Source organism: Paraburkholderia sp. BL21I4N1, assembly GCF_002973525.1.
In the GTDB taxonomy this organism is placed as follows: domain Bacteria; phylum Pseudomonadota; class Gammaproteobacteria; order Burkholderiales; family Burkholderiaceae; genus Paraburkholderia.
The window spans coordinates 487,570-504,318 of sequence record NZ_PVEN01000001.1 but is presented as its reverse complement, the minus strand read 5'-3'; the positions used below and the strand labels follow the sequence as shown (position 1 = coordinate 504,318).

General features: G+C 64.0%; 17 protein-coding genes. 8 read left to right on the top strand and 9 right to left on the bottom strand.

Going from position 1 to position 16,749, the window contains the following annotated elements; all coding sequences use genetic code 11:
* The first annotated feature begins 54 nt into the window (after positions 1 to 54).
* Positions 55 to 570 carry a metal-dependent hydrolase gene (locus B0G83_RS02110; protein ID WP_105505766.1) on the top strand — a complete coding sequence of 172 codons (516 nt, stop codon included), beginning with the start codon at positions 55 to 57 and terminating at the stop codon, positions 568 to 570.
* A 28-nt stretch (positions 571 to 598) separates the two neighbouring features.
* On the opposite strand, the gene B0G83_RS02105 is transcribed toward B0G83_RS02110, so the two are convergent.
* The 3 genes from B0G83_RS02105 to B0G83_RS02095 form a co-directional block, all read right to left on the bottom strand.
* Positions 599 to 1,420 (bottom strand): AraC family transcriptional regulator, encoded by an 822-nt coding sequence (locus B0G83_RS02105; RefSeq protein ID WP_105505765.1) that lies wholly within the window; start codon positions 1,418 to 1,420, stop codon positions 599 to 601.
* A gap of 82 nt (positions 1,421 to 1,502) precedes the next feature.
* Positions 1,503 to 2,429: a serine O-acetyltransferase EpsC gene (epsC, locus tag B0G83_RS02100; RefSeq protein WP_105505764.1), complete on the bottom strand. Its 927-nt coding sequence runs from the start codon at positions 2,427 to 2,429 to the stop codon at positions 1,503 to 1,505.
* Between the two features lie 163 nt (positions 2,430 to 2,592).
* Entirely contained in the window at positions 2,593 to 2,826 is a 234-nt protein-coding gene (locus tag B0G83_RS02095) for a hypothetical protein (protein WP_105505763.1), read from the bottom strand.
* A gap of 322 nt (positions 2,827 to 3,148) precedes the next feature.
* On the opposite strand from B0G83_RS02095, the gene B0G83_RS02090 reads away from it, so the two are divergent.
* Both B0G83_RS02090 and B0G83_RS02085 read left to right on the top strand, forming a co-directional pair.
* A complete protein-coding gene (locus tag B0G83_RS02090; protein WP_105506542.1) occupies positions 3,149 to 3,601 on the top strand; it encodes a DUF3005 domain-containing protein in 453 nt (150 codons plus the stop codon).
* A gap of 250 nt (positions 3,602 to 3,851) precedes the next feature.
* On the top strand, positions 3,852 to 4,457 hold the full coding sequence (locus B0G83_RS02085; RefSeq protein ID WP_105506541.1) for a short chain dehydrogenase: 606 nt from the start codon (positions 3,852 to 3,854) through the stop codon (positions 4,455 to 4,457).
* Between the two features lie 107 nt (positions 4,458 to 4,564).
* Here B0G83_RS02085 and B0G83_RS02080 read toward each other — a convergent pair whose 3' ends face one another.
* Positions 4,565 to 5,503 carry an SMP-30/gluconolactonase/LRE family protein gene (locus B0G83_RS02080; RefSeq protein ID WP_105505762.1) on the bottom strand — a complete coding sequence of 313 codons (939 nt, stop codon included), beginning with the start codon at positions 5,501 to 5,503 and terminating at the stop codon, positions 4,565 to 4,567.
* A gap of 694 nt (positions 5,504 to 6,197) precedes the next feature.
* Here B0G83_RS02080 and B0G83_RS02075 point away from each other — a divergent pair.
* A complete protein-coding gene (locus tag B0G83_RS02075) occupies positions 6,198 to 6,902 on the top strand; it encodes a LuxR family transcriptional regulator (protein WP_105505761.1) in 705 nt (234 codons plus the stop codon).
* Here the strand turns inward: B0G83_RS02075 and B0G83_RS02070 are convergent.
* Positions 6,886 to 7,203 carry a hypothetical protein gene (locus B0G83_RS02070; protein WP_105505760.1) on the bottom strand — a complete coding sequence of 106 codons (318 nt, stop codon included), beginning with the start codon at positions 7,201 to 7,203 and terminating at the stop codon, positions 6,886 to 6,888. The two genes, B0G83_RS02075 and B0G83_RS02070, sit on opposite strands and share 17 nt — an antisense overlap.
* A 154-nt stretch (positions 7,204 to 7,357) precedes the next feature.
* Here B0G83_RS02070 and B0G83_RS02065 point away from each other — a divergent pair, with 154 nt between their 5' ends.
* A complete protein-coding gene (locus tag B0G83_RS02065) occupies positions 7,358 to 7,951 on the top strand; it encodes an acyl-homoserine-lactone synthase (RefSeq protein ID WP_105505759.1) in 594 nt (197 codons plus the stop codon).
* A gap of 119 nt (positions 7,952 to 8,070) precedes the next feature.
* Here the strand turns inward: B0G83_RS02065 and B0G83_RS02060 are convergent, their stop codons facing one another.
* A complete protein-coding gene (locus tag B0G83_RS02060; protein WP_105505758.1) occupies positions 8,071 to 8,760 on the bottom strand; it encodes a FadR/GntR family transcriptional regulator in 690 nt (229 codons plus the stop codon).
* A 258-nt stretch (positions 8,761 to 9,018) separates the two neighbouring features.
* Between B0G83_RS02060 and B0G83_RS02055 the strand changes: the two genes are divergently transcribed.
* The 3 genes from B0G83_RS02055 to B0G83_RS02045 all read left to right on the top strand — a co-directional run bounded on the left by B0G83_RS02055 (position 9,019) and on the right by B0G83_RS02045 (position 11,948).
* Positions 9,019 to 9,486 (top strand): universal stress protein, encoded by a 468-nt coding sequence (locus tag B0G83_RS02055; protein WP_105505757.1) that lies wholly within the window; start codon positions 9,019 to 9,021, stop codon positions 9,484 to 9,486.
* Positions 9,487 to 9,651: 165 nt separating this feature from the next.
* Positions 9,652 to 10,446, top strand: coding sequence for a fumarate/nitrate reduction transcriptional regulator Fnr (gene fnr, locus B0G83_RS02050; protein WP_146120142.1), 795 nt, complete (start codon positions 9,652 to 9,654; stop codon positions 10,444 to 10,446).
* Between the two features lie 176 nt (positions 10,447 to 10,622).
* A complete protein-coding gene (locus B0G83_RS02045; RefSeq protein ID WP_105505756.1) occupies positions 10,623 to 11,948 on the top strand; it encodes an SUMF1/EgtB/PvdO family nonheme iron enzyme in 1,326 nt (441 codons plus the stop codon).
* A 60-nt stretch (positions 11,949 to 12,008) separates the two neighbouring features.
* On the opposite strand, the gene B0G83_RS02040 is transcribed toward B0G83_RS02045, so the two are convergent.
* Genes B0G83_RS02040 through B0G83_RS02030 form a run of 3 tightly spaced genes read right to left on the bottom strand, consistent with a single transcriptional unit; the run spans position 12,009 to position 16,743 of the window.
* Complete coding sequence (locus B0G83_RS02040) at positions 12,009 to 13,718, bottom strand: cyclic peptide export ABC transporter (protein ID WP_258167646.1); 1,710 nt, start codon at positions 13,716 to 13,718, stop codon at positions 12,009 to 12,011.
* A 36-nt stretch (positions 13,719 to 13,754) separates the two neighbouring features.
* Positions 13,755 to 15,767 (bottom strand): Fe(3+)-hydroxamate ABC transporter permease FhuB, encoded by a 2,013-nt coding sequence (gene fhuB / locus B0G83_RS02035; protein ID WP_181156664.1) that lies wholly within the window; start codon positions 15,765 to 15,767, stop codon positions 13,755 to 13,757.
* On the bottom strand, positions 15,760 to 16,743 hold the full coding sequence (locus tag B0G83_RS02030) for an ABC transporter substrate-binding protein (protein WP_105505754.1): 984 nt from the start codon (positions 16,741 to 16,743) through the stop codon (positions 15,760 to 15,762). Before B0G83_RS02030 ends, fhuB begins: the two co-directional genes overlap by 8 nt.
* Positions 16,744 to 16,749: the final 6 nt, after the last annotated feature.

Below are 16,749 nucleotides of genomic sequence, written 5' to 3'. Positions count from 1 at the left end.
CCGCGCTTCTGCGAACATAGCCGCCCTTTGTTCTTCCAGACGGCGCGAGTTTCGATGGCATCCAGCAAAGCACATCACGCAACCGGGTTTGCGGCCGGCGTCATCGCGGCGGCGGTGGTCGCGCGGGTCGGCGGCGGCGGCTCATTTCATCTCGGTGTGTTGCTGAGCTTTATCGCGGGCGTGGCAGGCGCTACCGCGCCGGACTGGCTCGAAGTGGCGTGGTGGTCGAGAGCGCGTCGTCTGTGGATCACGCATCGCACGCTCACGCATTGGGGCGTGGGCTGGCTCGCGTTGCTCGCGGCGTCGTATCACTGGCTCGGCCATTCGGTATATGCCGCGCCGGCGTTCGGCTTCGCGTGCGGCGGTCTGATGCACCTGCTCGCCGATTGGCCCAACCCACTCGGCGTACCGTGGATCGCCGGGCGGCATTCGTTGAATCTGTGGAACAGCGGACACTGCGATCTGATCGTGGTGGCGGCTTCGTGGGTCGCGGCGTGGTTCGTCGGCCAGCATGTCTGGCTGCACGGCGTGCATGGGCTCACGATGCTGCGGTATTTGCGAGCGGGGTAATCACAACGATGGCGAGAATCCCGGTGGCTTAGCGGATCGCCGCCGCGTAGTTCGCGGGCGTCACGCCCAGCAAGCGCACGAACGCCCGCGTCATGTGACTCTGGTCGGCGAATCCCGCGGCGGCCGCGGCATCCGCGAGCGTCGCGCCTCGCGCGATCCACTGTCTTGCGAGTCCTACGCGCCGCTGCATCCGGTAAGCGTGCGGCGGCAGTCCCATGTGGTGCGCGAAACCACGCAGCAACTGAAAGCGGCTCAAGCCCGTGTCGACAGCAAGATCGGCTAGCGTGAGCGATGCGGAAGGATCGTCGTCGATACGGGCTTTCGCGCGCGCAATCGGCCCCAATGCATTCGCCGACGACACACGCGCCGGTTGCGTCGCATGAGCCCGGATCAAGTGTCCGAGCAGATCGAGCAACGCTTCCTCCCGCACCAGATCGTCGGGCACGGCGAGCGTCTCTACCGAGACTGCGAACAGCCTGTCGAACCGACGCTTCAGCAGGGGATCGCACGCGACCGGCCGGATCAACTCGAGTTCGCGCGCCGCCGCGCCGGTCAGTTCGCGGGCAACGCCGGTCAGCATCGACGGTTCGAAATACAGCATGCGCCACGCACGGCCGCGTTCGTCGAGCGGACTGCCGTCGTGGACTTCGCCGGGATTGACCATGATGGCGTCGTTGGCGCGCGCCTCGACGACGCCGCGCCCGCTCGCCGACCGATGCCCGCCGCTGACGATCACCCCGACACCAAAGCGATCATGCGAGTGACGCGGAAACGCGTGCGCGGTTTCGGCCACCGTCGCTTCGACGCCGGCAAGCGCGCAACGAGGCATGTGGACGCGACCGCGTGACATGACTGGCGGCCTCAGCAGCAGTGCCGCAACCACAAACGCCGAAGCCCAAGCTCACGCCCAGGTTGGCCGCCAGACGCGCGCATTACCCGCGCCCCTCGTCGCTGCGTTCGCCCTCGCGGATCTTGCCTTGCGACACGCTGCTGCCCGGCGGCACGCTATGCGTGAGCCACACATTGCCGCCGATCACGGAGCCGCGACCGATCGTGACGCGGCCGAGTATCGTCGCGCCGGCGTAGATCACCACGTCGTCCTCGACGATCGGATGGCGCGCGTTGCCCTTGACCAGCGTGCCGTCGAGATCCGCCGCGAAGCTCTTCGCGCCGAGCGTGACCGCCTGATACACCCGCACGCGTTCGCCGATGATGGCGGTCTCGCCGATCACGACACCCGTGCCGTGGTCGATAAAGAAGCTCGGGCCGATGGTCGCGCCAGGGTGAATGTCGATCCCGGTTGCCGAATGCGCGATCTCGTTGATGAAGCGCGCCAGCAGCGGCACGCCGAGCCGATGCAACGCATGCGCCAGCCGATGGTGCGTCATGGCCCACACGCCGGGATAGCAAAGCAGGATTTCGGTGATGTGCTGCGCGGCCGGGTCGCCGGTAAAGGCTGCCTGAATGTCGCTGACCAGCAGCGCACGAATGCCGGGCAACTGCGTGCCGAATTCACGCGCCACGTCGAACGCGCGCGCCTTCAGTTCGGCCTCCGGTGTCGCGCCGAACTCGGGCAGAAAACGCAACGCGCGGCGGATCTGTTCCGCGAGCAGACGCAGCGTACTTTCGAGCGTGTGGCCGACGTAATAGTCGACGGTTTCATCCGTCAGATCGGGGGCGCCGTAGTGCGTGGGAAACAACGCCGCGCGCAAGCCGGCGACGATGTCGATCACCGCGTCGCGCGACGGCAGCTCGCGAATACCGAGCGGATGCCGCGTGCGATGCAATTCTTCGCGCGACGCGCGCAGGGCCGCAACGATCTGTTCGAGACCCCAGTTATGGGCAGGCACATTAGGCATAAAAGGACAGCGCCGCGCGCGGGCGCGGTTCAGAGTGATTGTGCCAAGAGATTACCGCGTTTTGCCGCGGCTCGCGCAGCGCCGGTTCGTGCTCGGCTTTGCCGCGTGTTCCGTCACGTGCGGCTCTCGCGCGCGGCGTTGCGATGCGCGCGACGAGTCTGACTCAGATGGTCACGCTGCTCGCGTCGATCCAGCGCACGGCCCAGTCGCGCGCGTGCGCAATGGCGGAACCTTCGTCGGGAAAGCGCAAGTCGGTGGGGAAAAAACGGTTGGCGACCAGCTCGCCGTCGCTCGAGCGCGAGATGACTACATAGGGTTGCCAGGAGCCATCGCCCGCGCGTGCGGGCGCGCAATTTAACAAATAGCCGCGATGTGTGAATGCAGCATCGAAGTGCATGTGTCACCCGCCCTGACGGCCCCATAAATGTTTTCAGTAGCGCACGGTTGCCTGTTTGCGGCGTGTTACCGGCCACGATGAAATGGCCGGACAAATGTCGTCAATTTAACCGCGCTGCGCTCGTCGGAGTAAGATCATACTCTGTAGAAAATACGCGTCCATTAAAAAAAACGAAAAGAATTCTGGACGTAATCGCCAAGCCAAATGCGCGCCGCACGTTAGGGCGGCGCAAGGGCCGTGCAAGTCGCGCGCCCACCTTTTGTCCCAGGCGGAACGGGTTTTGCTGCACTTCACCCATGTCCTCTTCCAAGGAGAATGCATGATGAACAGCGATATCAACAAGCCAGCAGACACCAGCGCGCAACCGCGTACGAGCGGCCCGACCACGACGGAATTGCACAACGACCGCACGCACGACAGCACCGTCGACACCGACGGCAAGAACCTCGAAGCCGCGCGTATCGCGGGCCTCAGCCCGATCGCGCCGGACGAGATCACCACCTCCAACGCAACGCTCGTCAACAGCGTGCCGGAAGCGCTCGACGGAATGGCCGGTTTCGACAGCCGGGTCGGCGGCAATCATCTGCTGCTGGCGCTCGAACCTGGTTACACCGTGATCGACCGCGGCATGGTCGCGCCGCGAGAAAACTATTCCGCCGATCATCAGTTCGACGATCCGCGTCCCGTCGGCAGTCGCCAGGACCGCGGCCGCATTCACTATGCGCTCAATCATTTGCGGCCGGCGCGCGTGATCGAATTACATCGGGTGAAATAAGCATTCGCATTTCGCGCATGTTTTATGTCTGTTTGAATCGGCGCGCGTGGCCTGATTAAACCGTGTGTGTCGAAGCGCGCACCGTTTGAATAACGGCGCGCGTTTTGCTTCAGCTTGCTTTGCGCCCGCCACGTATTGCAGCGCAGCGATTAGAAACTGCGGGTTGCAGGACCTGCGCGTCGTCGCGCCTTTTTCGCGCGGCCGGCGCCCGGCACAATCAAGCGCACGTCAACCCTCAACGGAACAGCAGATGAAAAAGATCGTCGTGATCGGCGCCACCGGTACGCTCGGCCAGGCAGTCAGCGCGGAATTGAAGGCGCGCAATGAAGTGATCGAAGTGGGCGCGACGCGCGGCCAGTATCGTGCCGACATTACCGACCCCGCGAGCGTCGAGCAACTCTTCCGCGAGATTGGCAAAGTAGACGGCGTCGTCACCGCGACCGGCAAGGTGCATTTCGGCCCGCTGGCGGACATGAATGTCGAACAGTTCTGGGTCGGCCTGCGCGACAAGCTGATGGGCCAGGTCAACGTGGTGCTGGCCGCGCAGCAGTACATGAACGACGGCGGTTCGTTCACGCTGACGAGCGGCATTCTCGCCGACGAGCCGATTCGTCTAGGTGCGAGCGCGACGACCGTCAACCTGGCGCTCGAAGGTTTCGTGCGCGGCGCGGCGATCGAATTGCCACGCGGCATCCGTATTAACGTGGTGAGTCCGACGGTGCTGACCGAAGCGCTCGACGCTTATGCGCCCTTCTTCCGCGGCTTCGAGCCGGTGACCGCGCAGCGCGCGGCGCTCGCTTACGTGCGTAGTGTGGAAGGCGCGGAGACGGGCCGCGTGTATCGCGTCGGTTATTGATCTGATCGACGCGGACAGCGGCGATGCGGCGGTCACACCGCATCGCCGCTGTCCGTTAACAAAACGCCGCGTTGCTTCGCGGCGGTGGCCGCGTGAGCGTGAGATAGTCAACCGCCCGGCACGCCCTGCGTATTCACGTAGACCGAGTACAAGCCGTGGCTCGCCGCCATGAACAGCCGGTTGCGATGCCGGCCGCCGAAGCACACGTTCGCGCAACGTTCCGGCAACGCAATGTGGCCGATCGCTTCGCCTTGTGGCGTGAAGATGCGCACGCCGTCGAGTTCGTCGCTGCCCATCCCCCAGCCGCACCACAGATTGCCGTGAACATCGACGCGAAAGCCGTCCGGTGTGCCGGGACCGGCGTCGATCAGCACACGGTTATTCGACAATGACTCGCCATGGCCGGCGACGTCGAATGCGCGAATCTTGCGCGGCTCGCCACGCGATTCGACAACATACAGCACCGACTCGTCCGGGGAGAACGCCAGGCCGTTCGGGCCCAGCACGTCGTCGGCAACCACGCTCACCTCGCCCGATTGACCGTCGATGCGATACACGCACGCGGGCAATTCCGACGCCTGACGCTCGCCCTCATAAAAACTGTCGATACCGAAGGTCGGGTCGGTGAACCAGATCGAGCCGTCCGTCTTCACAACCACGTCGTTCGGCGAATTGAAGCGCTTGCCGCGATAACGGTCCGCGAGCACGGTAATCGAACCGTCGTATTCGGTGCGCGTGACGCGGCGCGTCAGATGCTCGCAACTGACGAGACGCCCCTGCCGGTCGCGCGTATGACCGTTCGCATTGTTCGACGACTGCCGGAACGTGCTGACCGTGCCGCTCGTTTCATCCCAGCGCAGAATGCGATCGTTCGGAATGTCGCTCCACAGCAGATATCGGCCGTCCCCGAACCAGACCGGGCCCTCCGACCAGCGCGCGCCCTGATACAGACACTCGACGGAGGCGGACGCCAGCATCAGCGCCTTGAAGCGCGGATCGAGCACGCGAATGGAGGGATCGGGATAGCGTCGGCTGGTGTCGGTCATGCTGGGGCGTGGATGGGGGCGTGAGTGAGGACGGTTTAGGCGCGTGACGCGAAAGTGTGACGGAGTAGGTGGGGTCCGCGCGAGGCGCAGCATTTTCCCGTAGTCGCGGCCAGTTGCGGAAATCGCATAGGCGAGCGATTTGGCCCATTGAAGGTAGCACCGGGTTCGCAAGGTTGTCAAACAACCTGAAACTCGCAGCGCCGCGTCGAACCTCAGGGAAACGAGGACGAAGATTAGAGCAGCGCTCGGTCTATTTTGTATGACAATAGCGGCAGGCGCGCAAAACAGCGGCACATCGCGGCACGCGCGAGCCGTCAAAAAAAACAGGCATTTGGCATTTAGGGTTCTTTTTGCCTTAAATTTCGGCAAAAAATGGCCGATTGGAATGGGTTTCACAGTTATGCTGCCAATGCCATGCATCAAAATGGCGGCTAACGCGAGAATCTCCCGTTCAAATGAACAATGAATGCCGATTGGGTGGGAGATTCAGGTAGACAGAGCCGTTCATTCGCCGCTTCGCAGAATCACGGAAATGATGTTTCCTTCGAGAAACTCACCCGGCTTTGCAAAATATTTTTTGGTGATAGATTGTGAAGATAACAACAACCGCAGGCCATGCCCTACTGCAAATAACCGCAGCCGGCTGCTTGCGAGTCTGAGAGAGCCAAAATTGTCGCTACATTTTATCGAGCAGATGGCACCGCTACTGAACGCCGCCGACGAAACGGAATGGTTCGGTGCAATCACGGGCCTTGCCGAGACGTGGGGCTTCGACAAGCTTTTGATCGCCATGCTGCCGCGTCCGACCATCCGGCTCGAAGACGCCTATATCCGCAGCACGTACGCGCCGGTCTGGCGCCGTACCTACGACGAGCAGGGAATGGTTCACATCGACCCGACGGTCGCGCATTCCATGACGCGCTCCACGCCGCTGATCTGGTCGCCGGATATCTTCGAAAGCGACGCGCAGCAGGCCATGTTTGAAGAAGCGCGCTCGCATGGGCTACGCGCCGGCGTGACGTTGCCGATTCATGGTCCGAATCAGGAAGCCGGCATGATGTGCTTCGTCAACGACACCAACCCGAACGAGGCGTTCTGGCGTCATATCGACGTGGCACTGCCGAATTTGCTGTTATTGCGCGATCTGGTAATCGATACCAGTCAGAAGCATTTGAATACGCACGCTCAGACTTTGCTGCCCAAGCTGACGCCGCGCGAGCGCGAATGCCTGAAATGGACCGCGCGCGGCAAATCCACCTGGGAGATCTCCCATATCCTGAACTGTTCGGAAGCCGTGGTGAACTTCCACATGAAGAACATCAGGACGAAATTCGGGGTGAATTCGCGGCGCGCGGCGGCCGTGATTGCCGCACAACTCGGGCTTATTGACCCGGGTTGAGCAACGCGGCGGCGTCGCGGCTGAACAGCACGCGTTCGGCACGGCCCAGATCCGCGTCCGAAACAGTCTTGGTGAAATACAGACCGAGCAGAATCGACACCGGCGCCGGAATTTCCGCGCCCGATTCAAACCGGCTGCCGCGCGACTGCGTCACGCCGAAACGAGCCCAGAACCGGCGCTGGCTCTCTTTCTTCTTTTTGCGATAAGCGATGATGAGCACGCGGTCGACCGCCGTGGAAGGCTCGGCAGTACGGGTTTGCAGGCCGGTTTGCGGTTGCCAGTGATTTTCGAGAAGTTCCATTTTCGTGTCCTGTCGGTTAAGTACGGATGCCTGTCTCGAATTCTGCGTTACCCGATAAGCATTCACACCTACCTAGGTAGGTAGGTGGCAGCGCGATTCATAATGCATAAGTTTTCCTGCGTATTGGCTACCCCAACACGTTCAGGAGAACGTCATGCAACCAGTAATCCGGATTGGAATGCGTCAGGAATTTGACAACGAAGACATCAACGAGATGTACCGCCTGCGGGCTCGGGTGTTTCAGGGCCGGCTAGGCTGGGAAACGCCGACCATCGCGGGCATGGAGGTCGACGGCTACGATGCCCTCGGGCCGCTCTACATGCTGATTCAGGACGAAAACGGCCGAGTGCGCGGCTGCTGGCGCCTGATGCCGACCGAGGGTCCGAACATGCTGAGGGACACGTTCCCGCAATTGCTGCATGGCGAAGCGGCGCCCGCCGGGCGGACCATCTGGGAATTGAGCCGGTTTGCGATCGAAACCAGCGGCGAAGACCAGTCGTTCGGTTTTGCGGACCTGACCATGCACGCTATCCGGGAAGTCATCCGGTACGCGATCCAGATGGGTTTTACGAGTTATGTCACGGTGACCACCACGGCAATCGAGCGGATGCTACGCAAGACCGGCATGGACATCAGCCGGATCGGGCCGCCCGTGCAGATCGGCGTGGAACGCGCCGTGGCGCTGGACGTGGCCATTAGCGAGAAGACCCGACTCGCGCTGTTCGGGCCGATGGCGGCGGCGGCGTAACCGCCATGAACTGCTTTAACCGCTGCACCTCTGTTCAACCCGCTTAACCTGCGTGACCGCTGCCGCCGTGCCAACCATGCCGCGGCAGCGCAACGCCCGCCTGACGATCGCCTGACGACTCAGGAACCGAACATCCGTTCGAGCGCATTCCCCAGATGCGCCCGCATCGCCGCGCCCGCCGCCGTCGGGTCTTGCCGGCGAATCGCCTCCAGCACGGCCAGATGCTCGTCCTGCACCAGTCGGTGCCGCTCTACCGTCTTCACCAGCGAAAGATTGCGCGACAGATTCATGCTGAACAGGATCTGTTCTTCGATAAACGACATGACCGTGATGAAAAAAGGGTTTCTGGACGCGCGCGCCACCGCCAGGTGGAACACGAAGTCGTCATTCGCGCCGGCCTCCTGCGTTTCGCCGGTGCGTTCCAGCTGATCCCATGCATGCTGGATCGCGGCAATATCGTCGACGTCGGCTTTTAGCGCGGCATGCTCGGCCGCGCCGGCTTCCGTGACCATCCGGAATTCGTAGCAGCGACGGATGTCGGACAGCGTCTCGAGCGGCGCGAAACGTCGTACGTCCGGATCGGGCCGACGCGCGACGGTCGTGCCCGAACCATGCCGCGTCATGATGATGCCGTCCGCCCGCAGACGGGCCAAGGCTTCCCGCACCGTCGGCCGCGACGTCGCAAAGCGTTCCGCCAGCGCGTGCTCGGTGGGCAAGCGCTCACCTTCCTTGTACTCGCCCTCGACAATGCGATTCAGAATATCGCCGTAGATCTTGTCGGGGAGACCCGTGGTTTTGCGCTCGTTCATCAGCGGACTGAATCAGCTTGTCTGAGTAGGTCTTAATTGTAAGGCCAACCCCGCGCTATCTTGATGAGGATATGCGTCTCGTATCCGCGTTCAGGTTATGGACGCACAGGCTTTGAAGCGCAGACCGCGCTTTACATCGCCATCACAGAATTTGACAAGTCTTTGATTTACATCCGGCCTGTCTGCATCTTTTTCAGCGATCATTTAAGCTCGCATCGGCAAGGAATCGCCAAACCCTCTTTCAGACGCGGAGTCGATATGTACACACGCATTCTTGTAGCGGTCGACGGGAGTAACACGTCACGCCGTGCCTTCGAAGCGGCGCTCGCGCTCGCCAAGTCCAGCGGCGCCGTGTTGCAGCCTTTCTATGTCGTCGAAAACACGCCGCTGTATTTCGAAGCGCCCGGCTACGACCCGTCCGTATTGCGTAACCGTCTCGTCGAAGAAGGCAAGGAGCTCGGCGCGGAATTCGCCAAGGCCATGGTCGAGCAAGGCGTGAAGGGCGAACTCGTGGTGGGCGAAGCGACGTCGCTCGACGACGTTTCAAGCACCGTGCTAAAGGCCGCCGCCGCATTCAATGCCGATCTGCTGGTCATGGGCACGCACGGCCGGCGCGGGGTGCAGCGACTGATTCTCGGCAGCGTGGCCGAGCGCTGCGTGCGTCAGGCAAACTTGCCGGTGCTGCTGATCCCCTCCGCCGCGGGCAAGGATAGCGAAGCCGCGTGACGGATAGCAATCTGCCGGAACGCATCGCACGGCAGTCCGCATGCCATTCACGCGGACCTGATATCGCTCAAGATGCCTAACTGTTCGTGCGCGTCATTTTGCCGCTAAATACGGGACGCGGCCGGTGGGACAATCAGTCATTACCCTGACAACTGGCTGCAGAACATGCTGACTTCCACCACGGCCGCGCCCGTCGCCCGTACCGACGATTCCATCGCAAGCTCAACGCCGGTGCGCGGCGGCCGACGTGCATCGACCTTCCGTCCGAGCACGCGCAGCACCGCCCGCTGTTCGAGTTGCGCAATGCGTCAACTCTGCATGCCGCAAGGCTTGTCGCCCGACGAGTTGACCAAGCTCGAAACGCTGATCTGTTCAGCGCGCTCCGTGCAGCGCGGCGAAGCGCTGTATCGCAGCGGCGATCGCTTCGACAGTATCTACGCCGTGCGCTCCGGCTCGATGAAAACCGTCATGGCGCACCGCGACGGCCGCGAGCAGGTCACCGGTCTGCGTCTCGCCGGCGAGGCGCTCGGTCTCGACGGCATCAGCGAAGACATGCACGCATGCAGCGCCCTCGCCCTCGAAGACAGCACCGTGTGCATCGTCCCGTACACCGCGCTCAAATCGCTGTGCCGCGAAATCGGCTCAATGCAGGAACGCCTGCATAAGCTGCTGGGCGAGCAGATTGTTCGCGAGGCCGCGCAGATGATGGTGCTCGGTTCGCTGTCGGCAGACGAACGGGTCGCGGCTTTCCTGCTCGACGTGTCGGAGCGCAATGCGCAACGCGGCTATTCGTCGGCGGAATTCAACTTGCGGATGACGCGCGAGGACATGGGCAGCTACCTCGGCATGACGCTCGAAACCGTGAGCCGTACCCTGTCAAGATTTCAAAAGCGCGGGCTGATCGACATACAGGGTAAGCACATCCGGATCGTCGATCTGGACGGTCTGCGGCATCTCTAAGCGAGCGGTCTGCCGCGCGGACCGTATAGCCGCGCGTGACTACGGTTCGCCGCCGCGGTTTCGGTCGGCTTTTAGCTGGATCGCGCCGGTTTCCGTCCACGCGCAGCCATCGTGGCACGGCTCCTGCGACTCGGGTACAGTCTTGAGTCTGTCCCCCCGCAAGGAGACCCGGCGAAATGAACCGCGACCCCGCCCCGCATCACCCGCTCGTCCAGCGCCTGATCGACGCGCGTCGAATCACCGACGATCTGTTTGCTATCGTCAAACCCGAGTTTTTATACGAGCGGCCGATCCGCGAGCGTCATCGCATCGTGTTTTATATCGGCCATCTGGAAGCTTTCGATCGTAATCTGTTCGATCAACGCCTATGCGATCTCCCGGCGTTCGACCCGCACCTCGATCAGCTTTTCGCGTTCGGCATCGATCCCGTCGACGGCGGTTTTCCCACCGACCAACCCGGTGACTGGCCCTCACTCGACACGATACGCGATTACGCGTCGCGCGCCCGTGAGCAGATCGACCGTGAGGTCGGTGCGCTTGCGGACAGGGCACCTCCCGGCCTAGCAGATAACGCGCAAGCGGCCGCCACGGAGCAGCTATTGAACGTCGCGATCGAACATCGGTTGATGCACGCGGAGACGCTCGCGTACATGCTGCATCAACTACCGCTCGAACAAAAGGTCAGCGGGCTCAATGAGCCGGTGGCGACCCAGCCCGGGCGCACGGAGGCGTTGGCGTCGATGGTCCACGTGCCGGCCGGCACAGCCGTGCTCGGCATGTCGCGCGACGCCGGGCAATTCGGTTGGGACAATGAATTCGGCGAGATGCACGTGGAGGTTCCCGCCTTCGAGATCGACCGTCACATGGTGACGAACGGCGCGTTTCTCGCCTTCATCGAAGCAGGCGGGTATCGCGAACGCCGGTGGTGGTCCGACAAGGATTGGGCGTGGAAGGCAGCCGAGCGGATCGAGCATCCCGCCTGCTGGTCGCCACGCGACGCGCGCGGCCCACACGGCCCGCAAGCCGCCTGGACGCTGCGCACCATGTTCGACGACGTGCCGCTGCCGCTCGACTGGCCCGCCTACGTCAGTCACGCCGAAGCCAGCGCCTACGCGCGTTGGGCCGGCAAGACGCTGCCCACCGAGGCGCAGTGGCAACGCGCAGCGCACGGCGCGCCACACGCCGCATCCGGCAATTTCGATTTCCGCAGTTGGGATCCGCGCCCCGTCGACGCCTATCCGGACAACGTCAGCGCATTCGGCGTGGAAGGTCAGTTCGGCAACGGCTGGGAGTGGACTTCGACGCTGTTCGACGCGTTGCCGGGATTCGAAGCGTTTCCGTTCTATCTGGGCTACTCGGCCAATTTCTTCGACGGCCAGCATTACGTGATCAAAGGCGGATCGGCACGCACCGCGCAATGCATGTTGCGGCCGGCTTTCCGCAACTGGTTTCAACCGCATTACCAGTATGTCTATGCCGGGTTCCGGTGTGTGAACGCGTGAAGCCGTAATGCCGGGGCAATGTCGTCAACCTGACGACATTGCCCCGCTCGCTGATCTCGCTCACGCTACCTGCACCGGCCTATCGCTGCGCTCGTCCGACACGTCGACAATTTTCCCGTCGCGCACGCGAACGATTCTGTCCGCCGCGTCGAAAAAGCGGTCGTCGTGCGAGATGGCAATAATCGTCTTGCCCATCTGCTTGAGCTCCGGCAGGAACTCCCGATAAAACACCCGGCGGAACGTCGGGTCCTGATCCGCGGCCCACTCGTCGAGCATGATGATGGGCCGCGCCTCCAGCATGGCCTGCACCAGCGCGAGGCGTTTGCGCTGCCCGGTCGACAGATCCGTCGTACTGAAGGCGCCATCTTCGACACGCACCTTATGCGCGATCTCGAGCCGCTCGAGCGCCTCACGCGCGCGCTGCACATCGCCCGGGTCGTTGGTTACGAAGTCGTCGAACAGGTAGTAATCGGCGAACACCGCCGAAAACAACTGCCTATAGCTGTCCACCCTGTCATGCCGCACCGGCTCGCCGTTCAGCAGCAGTTCGCCGTCTTGCGGCGCGTACAGCCCGAGCAACAGCTTGATGAGCGTGGTCTTGCCACAACCATTCTCACCGACGATAAAAATGATCTCGCCGCGCCGCACTTCCAGATCGACCGGTCCCAGCGCAAAACCCGACGCGCCCGACGGCGACGGAAACGCATACGACGCCCCCCGCAACGCGATCCGCTCAAATTCCGGCAACGCCGCAACCGGCGCGTCGATCAGCAGATCCGGCTCGCGATTGGCGAATTCGGCGGACAGCTCGGCGATGCGCCGGAACGACACTTGCGCCTGCCCCAGCGCCGGCAACGCGCTCGACAACTGCTGCACCGGACCCTTCACGTACAGCAGCACGATCACGAAACCGCTCACCACCGACGACGCCACGCCGAGCCGATGCTGCAGCGCCACCATCAAGCCGATCACGACGAAGAACAGCACCGACGACGTGCTTTCATGCAGCCAGTAGAGGCTCATCGCCTTCGTCTTGAGTTGCGAGATCATGTCGATCGCGCCGCCCAGCTGCGCATCGTAAACACGCCGACGGCGGCCGCGATTCATGCGCAGTTCCTTCGCGCCCTCGGTAATCGAACGATATTGCTTCTGCAGATCGTCCTGCGCGTCGCGCACCTGATCGTAGTAGGTGTTCCAGCGACTCCGCGCCCAGCGCGCCATCAACAACCCCGCCACGATCGCGAAGGCCGCGAGCCCGAACAGCACCGGCGACAACAACAGCAGATACACGATGCAGCCCAGCGTCAGCGCAAACGCGATCGCGTAGCTCGAAAAACTGAACGTGAACACGCTGATCGTATCGATGTCGCCATTGAGCGTGGCAAGCAGCCGGTGCACGCGATGCTGCTCGATCGCGGCGAGCGGCGCGCAGACGATTCGCGACGAGATGTCCTTGCGCAACGCCGCGATCACCTTCTGTCCGACCACGCTGTTCGCGAGACCCGCGATCAGGTTGCCGCCCACGGTCAGCGCGCACAGTCCCGCGAAAGCCCACGCGGTACGCTCGCTGACGCCGCCCGCTTCATGCAGTCCATCGTTGACCGCCGCCAGCAGCCATGCGGTCGAAAAGCCGCCGATACAACCCATCACCGTTGCGAACAGCGTCAGCGGCCAGAAACCGCCGATCAGCCGCAGCGCCTCGCGCATCGCATGGGTGGCGGGCCGCGTCGACGCGGCCTTTGCCTGGTCCTTCTGTTTCGCCTGATTCATCGTACTTCTCCTTAATTCGTGTCGCGCCGCGCGGCTTCAGCGGCCCAGCGACCACATCAGGTAAAGACCGCCGGCGATCATCGCGAGCAGGCCGGCCGGCATCTGCTGCGGAAACAGCACGTTGCGGCTGAGCCAGTCGGACACGACCATCAGCATCGCGCCGAGCAAGGTCGACGCCATCAGTTCCGTGGCGGCGCGACGAAATCCCATGCGTCGTGCCATATGCGGCGCCATCAAGCCGATGAACGACAACGGCCCGACTATCATCGCCGCCGCCGCGCTCAGCAACGCCGCGAGCAGCAGAATCAGAAACCGCGCGCGCCGCACCGCCACCCCGAGCGACGCCGACACCGACGCGCCCAGCGGAAAGATATCGAGCCAGCGCGTGCACAGCAGGGCCAGCGCGAACAGCACGACGGCGAGCACCACCGCCGCGGACGCCATGTTGGCGTCGATCAGATAGGTGGAGCCCATCAGCAGATTGCGCAACATCGGCGCATAAGGCCCGCTGCCCGCGATCACCAGCCCGAACACGGCCTGCGAGAGCGAACCGACGGCGATCCCCGCGAGCAGCAGTTGCTCCGTGGCGAAGCCGCTGCGTTTGGCGAGCGCGAGCATGGCCAGCAAGGTCGCGAGCGCGCCGACGCCGCACGCGACGAACATCAGCGGCGCACCGGGCGCGCGCACCAGCAGCACCAGCGCGATCATACCGAGCAGGCTGCCGCCGCTGATACCTAACACTTCGGGGCTCGCCATCGGATTGCCGCTCAGGCGTTGCAGCAGCGTGCCGGCCAACGCGAGCAGCGCGCCCACTGCCAGCGCGCTTTCAATGCGCGGCGCACGCCAGTGCCACAAGCCGGCCCATTCCGCCGACGTCGCCCAATGCCAGCCCGACACGCCGCGACCAAAGCCCGCCGCGATCACCACCGCCGCCACCAACGCAAGCGCCGCACCGATCAGCAGACGACGCGTCGTGCGCGGCGCCTGCGGTATGGCGAAGTGCATGCGCTCCGCGTGCGGCGGCGCCGCGCGTGCTTTCAGACGCGGCACCAGCCACAGCAGCAACGGACCGCCGAACAGCGCGGTCGCCGCGCCGGTGGGCAGCAATTCGCCGGCAAGTCCGCCGACTTGCTGGATCGCCTGATCGGTGGCCCAGAGCAGCAGCGCGCCGATCACCGGCGCCCACGTCAACTGGTCACGCAGACGGCGCGCGCCACAGGCCCGTGCGATGGCCGGCGCGGCGAGTCCAATGAAGCCGATCACGCCGACCGCCGCGACGACGAACGCCGTCAACGCGACCGCCGCCGCGAGCGCGAGAAAGCGCGTGCGCGTAAGCGACAGGCCGAGACTGCGCGCTCCGGCGTCGTCGAGGCCGGCCAGCGTCAGCGGCCGCACGAGCGCGGCGCACAGCGCGGCGCAGACCACCACGCGCGGCACCAGCCAGAGCGTGGTGTGCCAGTCTTGCTGCGCAAGCGCGCCGCCGCCCCAAATGAACATCGCCGTAAGCGAGCGTTCGTAGATGATGGACAGCGCCAGGCTGATCGCGCCGCAATACAGGTTGACGATCATGCCGCCCAGCACCAGCGTGGTCGGCGCGAACGCGCGCCGCGAGGCCAGCACGAAAACGAACAGCATCGCGAGCGCGCCGCCCGCCAGCGCGACGCCTTCGCGCCACGCGAGCAGCCACGCGGGCGCCCACAAAGTGGCCAGCAGCAACGCGAGATACGAGCCCGCCGACACCCCCACGGTCATCGGTTCGGCGAGCGGATTGCGCAACACCTGCTGCAACACCACGCCGGCGAGCGCCAGCGCCGCGCCACACAGGAGCGACAACGCGAGGCGCGGCAACCAGCTGTAATGCACCACCATCGCGCGAATATCGTCGACGTCCGGCGAGAAAATCGCCCGCAACCAGTCGGCCGGCGGCAAGTGGGAGGCGAGCCCGCGCAACGTCAAAGCCGCCGCGAAGACGAACAGGCCAAACATGGCCAGCAACGGGCGGCGCGCATGCCACACGCCCGGCGAACGCCCGAGGGAAAGATCATGCATCGTGCGCCTCCGGCAACAGCACATCGGCCAATTGACGCGCGAAACGCGCGCCGCTGAAGAGCGCGCCACCTTGCGACACCTTGGGCATGCCGGCCACGCGCTGCGCGCGCACGAACGGCAGACTGCGCCACAACACGCCGTCCGCGAGCGTGGCGCGGGCCGCTTCCGGCAGCGGTTCGATATAGACGAGGCGCGCGTCGGCGACGTCGGCGAGGCGCGTGAAATCCGTCACGGCATAGCCGCGTGCGTTGGTCTCGTGAGTCCATGCGTTGCGCAGACCTACGCGCTCCATCACGTCGCCGAACAAACTGCCTTCGCCGTAGACGAGCAGATGGCGGTCGTCGACGAACTCGACCATGAACACCGGTTGCCGTGCGATCGAAGCGCTGCTCGCCGCATTCGACGCGAAACGCGCGCGCACGGCTTCAAGCGAGGCATCGGCCGACGCGATCGCCGCCTCGCCTTGCGGCTCGCGGCCGAGCATTCGCGCGAGACGCCGTGTTTCGTTGCCGATCTGCCGCCAGGGCTCGACGCCCTTGGCGGACAACGCGATCGTGAGAGTCGGCGCGATCCGGTGCAGTTGTCCGAGCAACGGTTGATGCGCGGGCGTCACCAGCATCAGGTCGGGCCGCAACTGTTCGAGCAATTCGAAATTCGGCTGATACAACAGCCCGATATCGACCACGCCCTGAGGCAGCGGCGGCGCGACGTTGGTGCGCCGATACCAGTCGGGCACCGACGTGGCGAGCGGCGTCACGCCGAGGGTCAGCAGCATTTCGGTGAGACCGAAGTCCATCACCACGATGCGCGACGGCACAACCGCCAGTCGCGCATTCGCGCCAGAAGCGGCGACCGGAGGAGCACCCGGCGCCGCCGAGGCAGCGCTCGCCGAGGCAGCCGCCGCCCGCGCGGCCACGCCCGTCAGCGCGCAAGCAAGCCCGACCGCCGTGAGGCCGAGCATACGACGTCGTTGCATGTGCGC

Excerpts from the sequence above, each read along its gene's own strand:
- B0G83_RS02110 (WP_105505766.1), top strand. The coding sequence starts at position 55 with ATGGCATCCAGCAAAGCACATCACGCAACCGGGTTTGCGGCCGGCGTC.
- B0G83_RS02030 (WP_105505754.1), bottom strand. The coding sequence starts at position 16,743 with ATGCAACGACGTCGTATGCTCGGCCTCACGGCGGTCGGGCTTGCTTGC.
- B0G83_RS02085 (WP_105506541.1), top strand. The coding sequence starts at position 3,852 with ATGAAAAAGATCGTCGTGATCGGCGCCACCGGTACGCTCGGCCAGGCA.
- fnr (WP_146120142.1), top strand. The coding sequence starts at position 9,652 with ATGCTGACTTCCACCACGGCCGCGCCCGTCGCCCGTACCGACGATTCC.
- B0G83_RS02090 (WP_105506542.1), top strand. The coding sequence starts at position 3,149 with ATGAACAGCGATATCAACAAGCCAGCAGACACCAGCGCGCAACCGCGT.
- B0G83_RS02060 (WP_105505758.1), bottom strand. The coding sequence starts at position 8,760 with ATGAACGAGCGCAAAACCACGGGTCTCCCCGACAAGATCTACGGCGAT.
- B0G83_RS02105 (WP_105505765.1), bottom strand. The coding sequence starts at position 1,420 with ATGTCACGCGGTCGCGTCCACATGCCTCGTTGCGCGCTTGCCGGCGTC.
- B0G83_RS02070 (WP_105505760.1), bottom strand. The coding sequence starts at position 7,203 with ATGGAACTTCTCGAAAATCACTGGCAACCGCAAACCGGCCTGCAAACC.
- B0G83_RS02045 (WP_105505756.1), top strand. The coding sequence starts at position 10,623 with ATGAACCGCGACCCCGCCCCGCATCACCCGCTCGTCCAGCGCCTGATC.
- epsC (WP_105505764.1), bottom strand. The coding sequence starts at position 2,429 with ATGCCTAATGTGCCTGCCCATAACTGGGGTCTCGAACAGATCGTTGCG.
- B0G83_RS02080 (WP_105505762.1), bottom strand. The coding sequence starts at position 5,503 with ATGACCGACACCAGCCGACGCTATCCCGATCCCTCCATTCGCGTGCTC.
- B0G83_RS02065 (WP_105505759.1), top strand. The coding sequence starts at position 7,358 with ATGCAACCAGTAATCCGGATTGGAATGCGTCAGGAATTTGACAACGAA.
- B0G83_RS02075 (WP_105505761.1), top strand. The coding sequence starts at position 6,198 with ATGGCACCGCTACTGAACGCCGCCGACGAAACGGAATGGTTCGGTGCA.
- fhuB (WP_181156664.1), bottom strand. The coding sequence starts at position 15,767 with ATGCATGATCTTTCCCTCGGGCGTTCGCCGGGCGTGTGGCATGCGCGC.
- B0G83_RS02095 (WP_105505763.1), bottom strand. The coding sequence starts at position 2,826 with ATGCACTTCGATGCTGCATTCACACATCGCGGCTATTTGTTAAATTGC.
- B0G83_RS02040 (WP_258167646.1), bottom strand. The coding sequence starts at position 13,718 with ATGAATCAGGCGAAACAGAAGGACCAGGCAAAGGCCGCGTCGACGCGG.
- B0G83_RS02055 (WP_105505757.1), top strand. The coding sequence starts at position 9,019 with ATGTACACACGCATTCTTGTAGCGGTCGACGGGAGTAACACGTCACGC.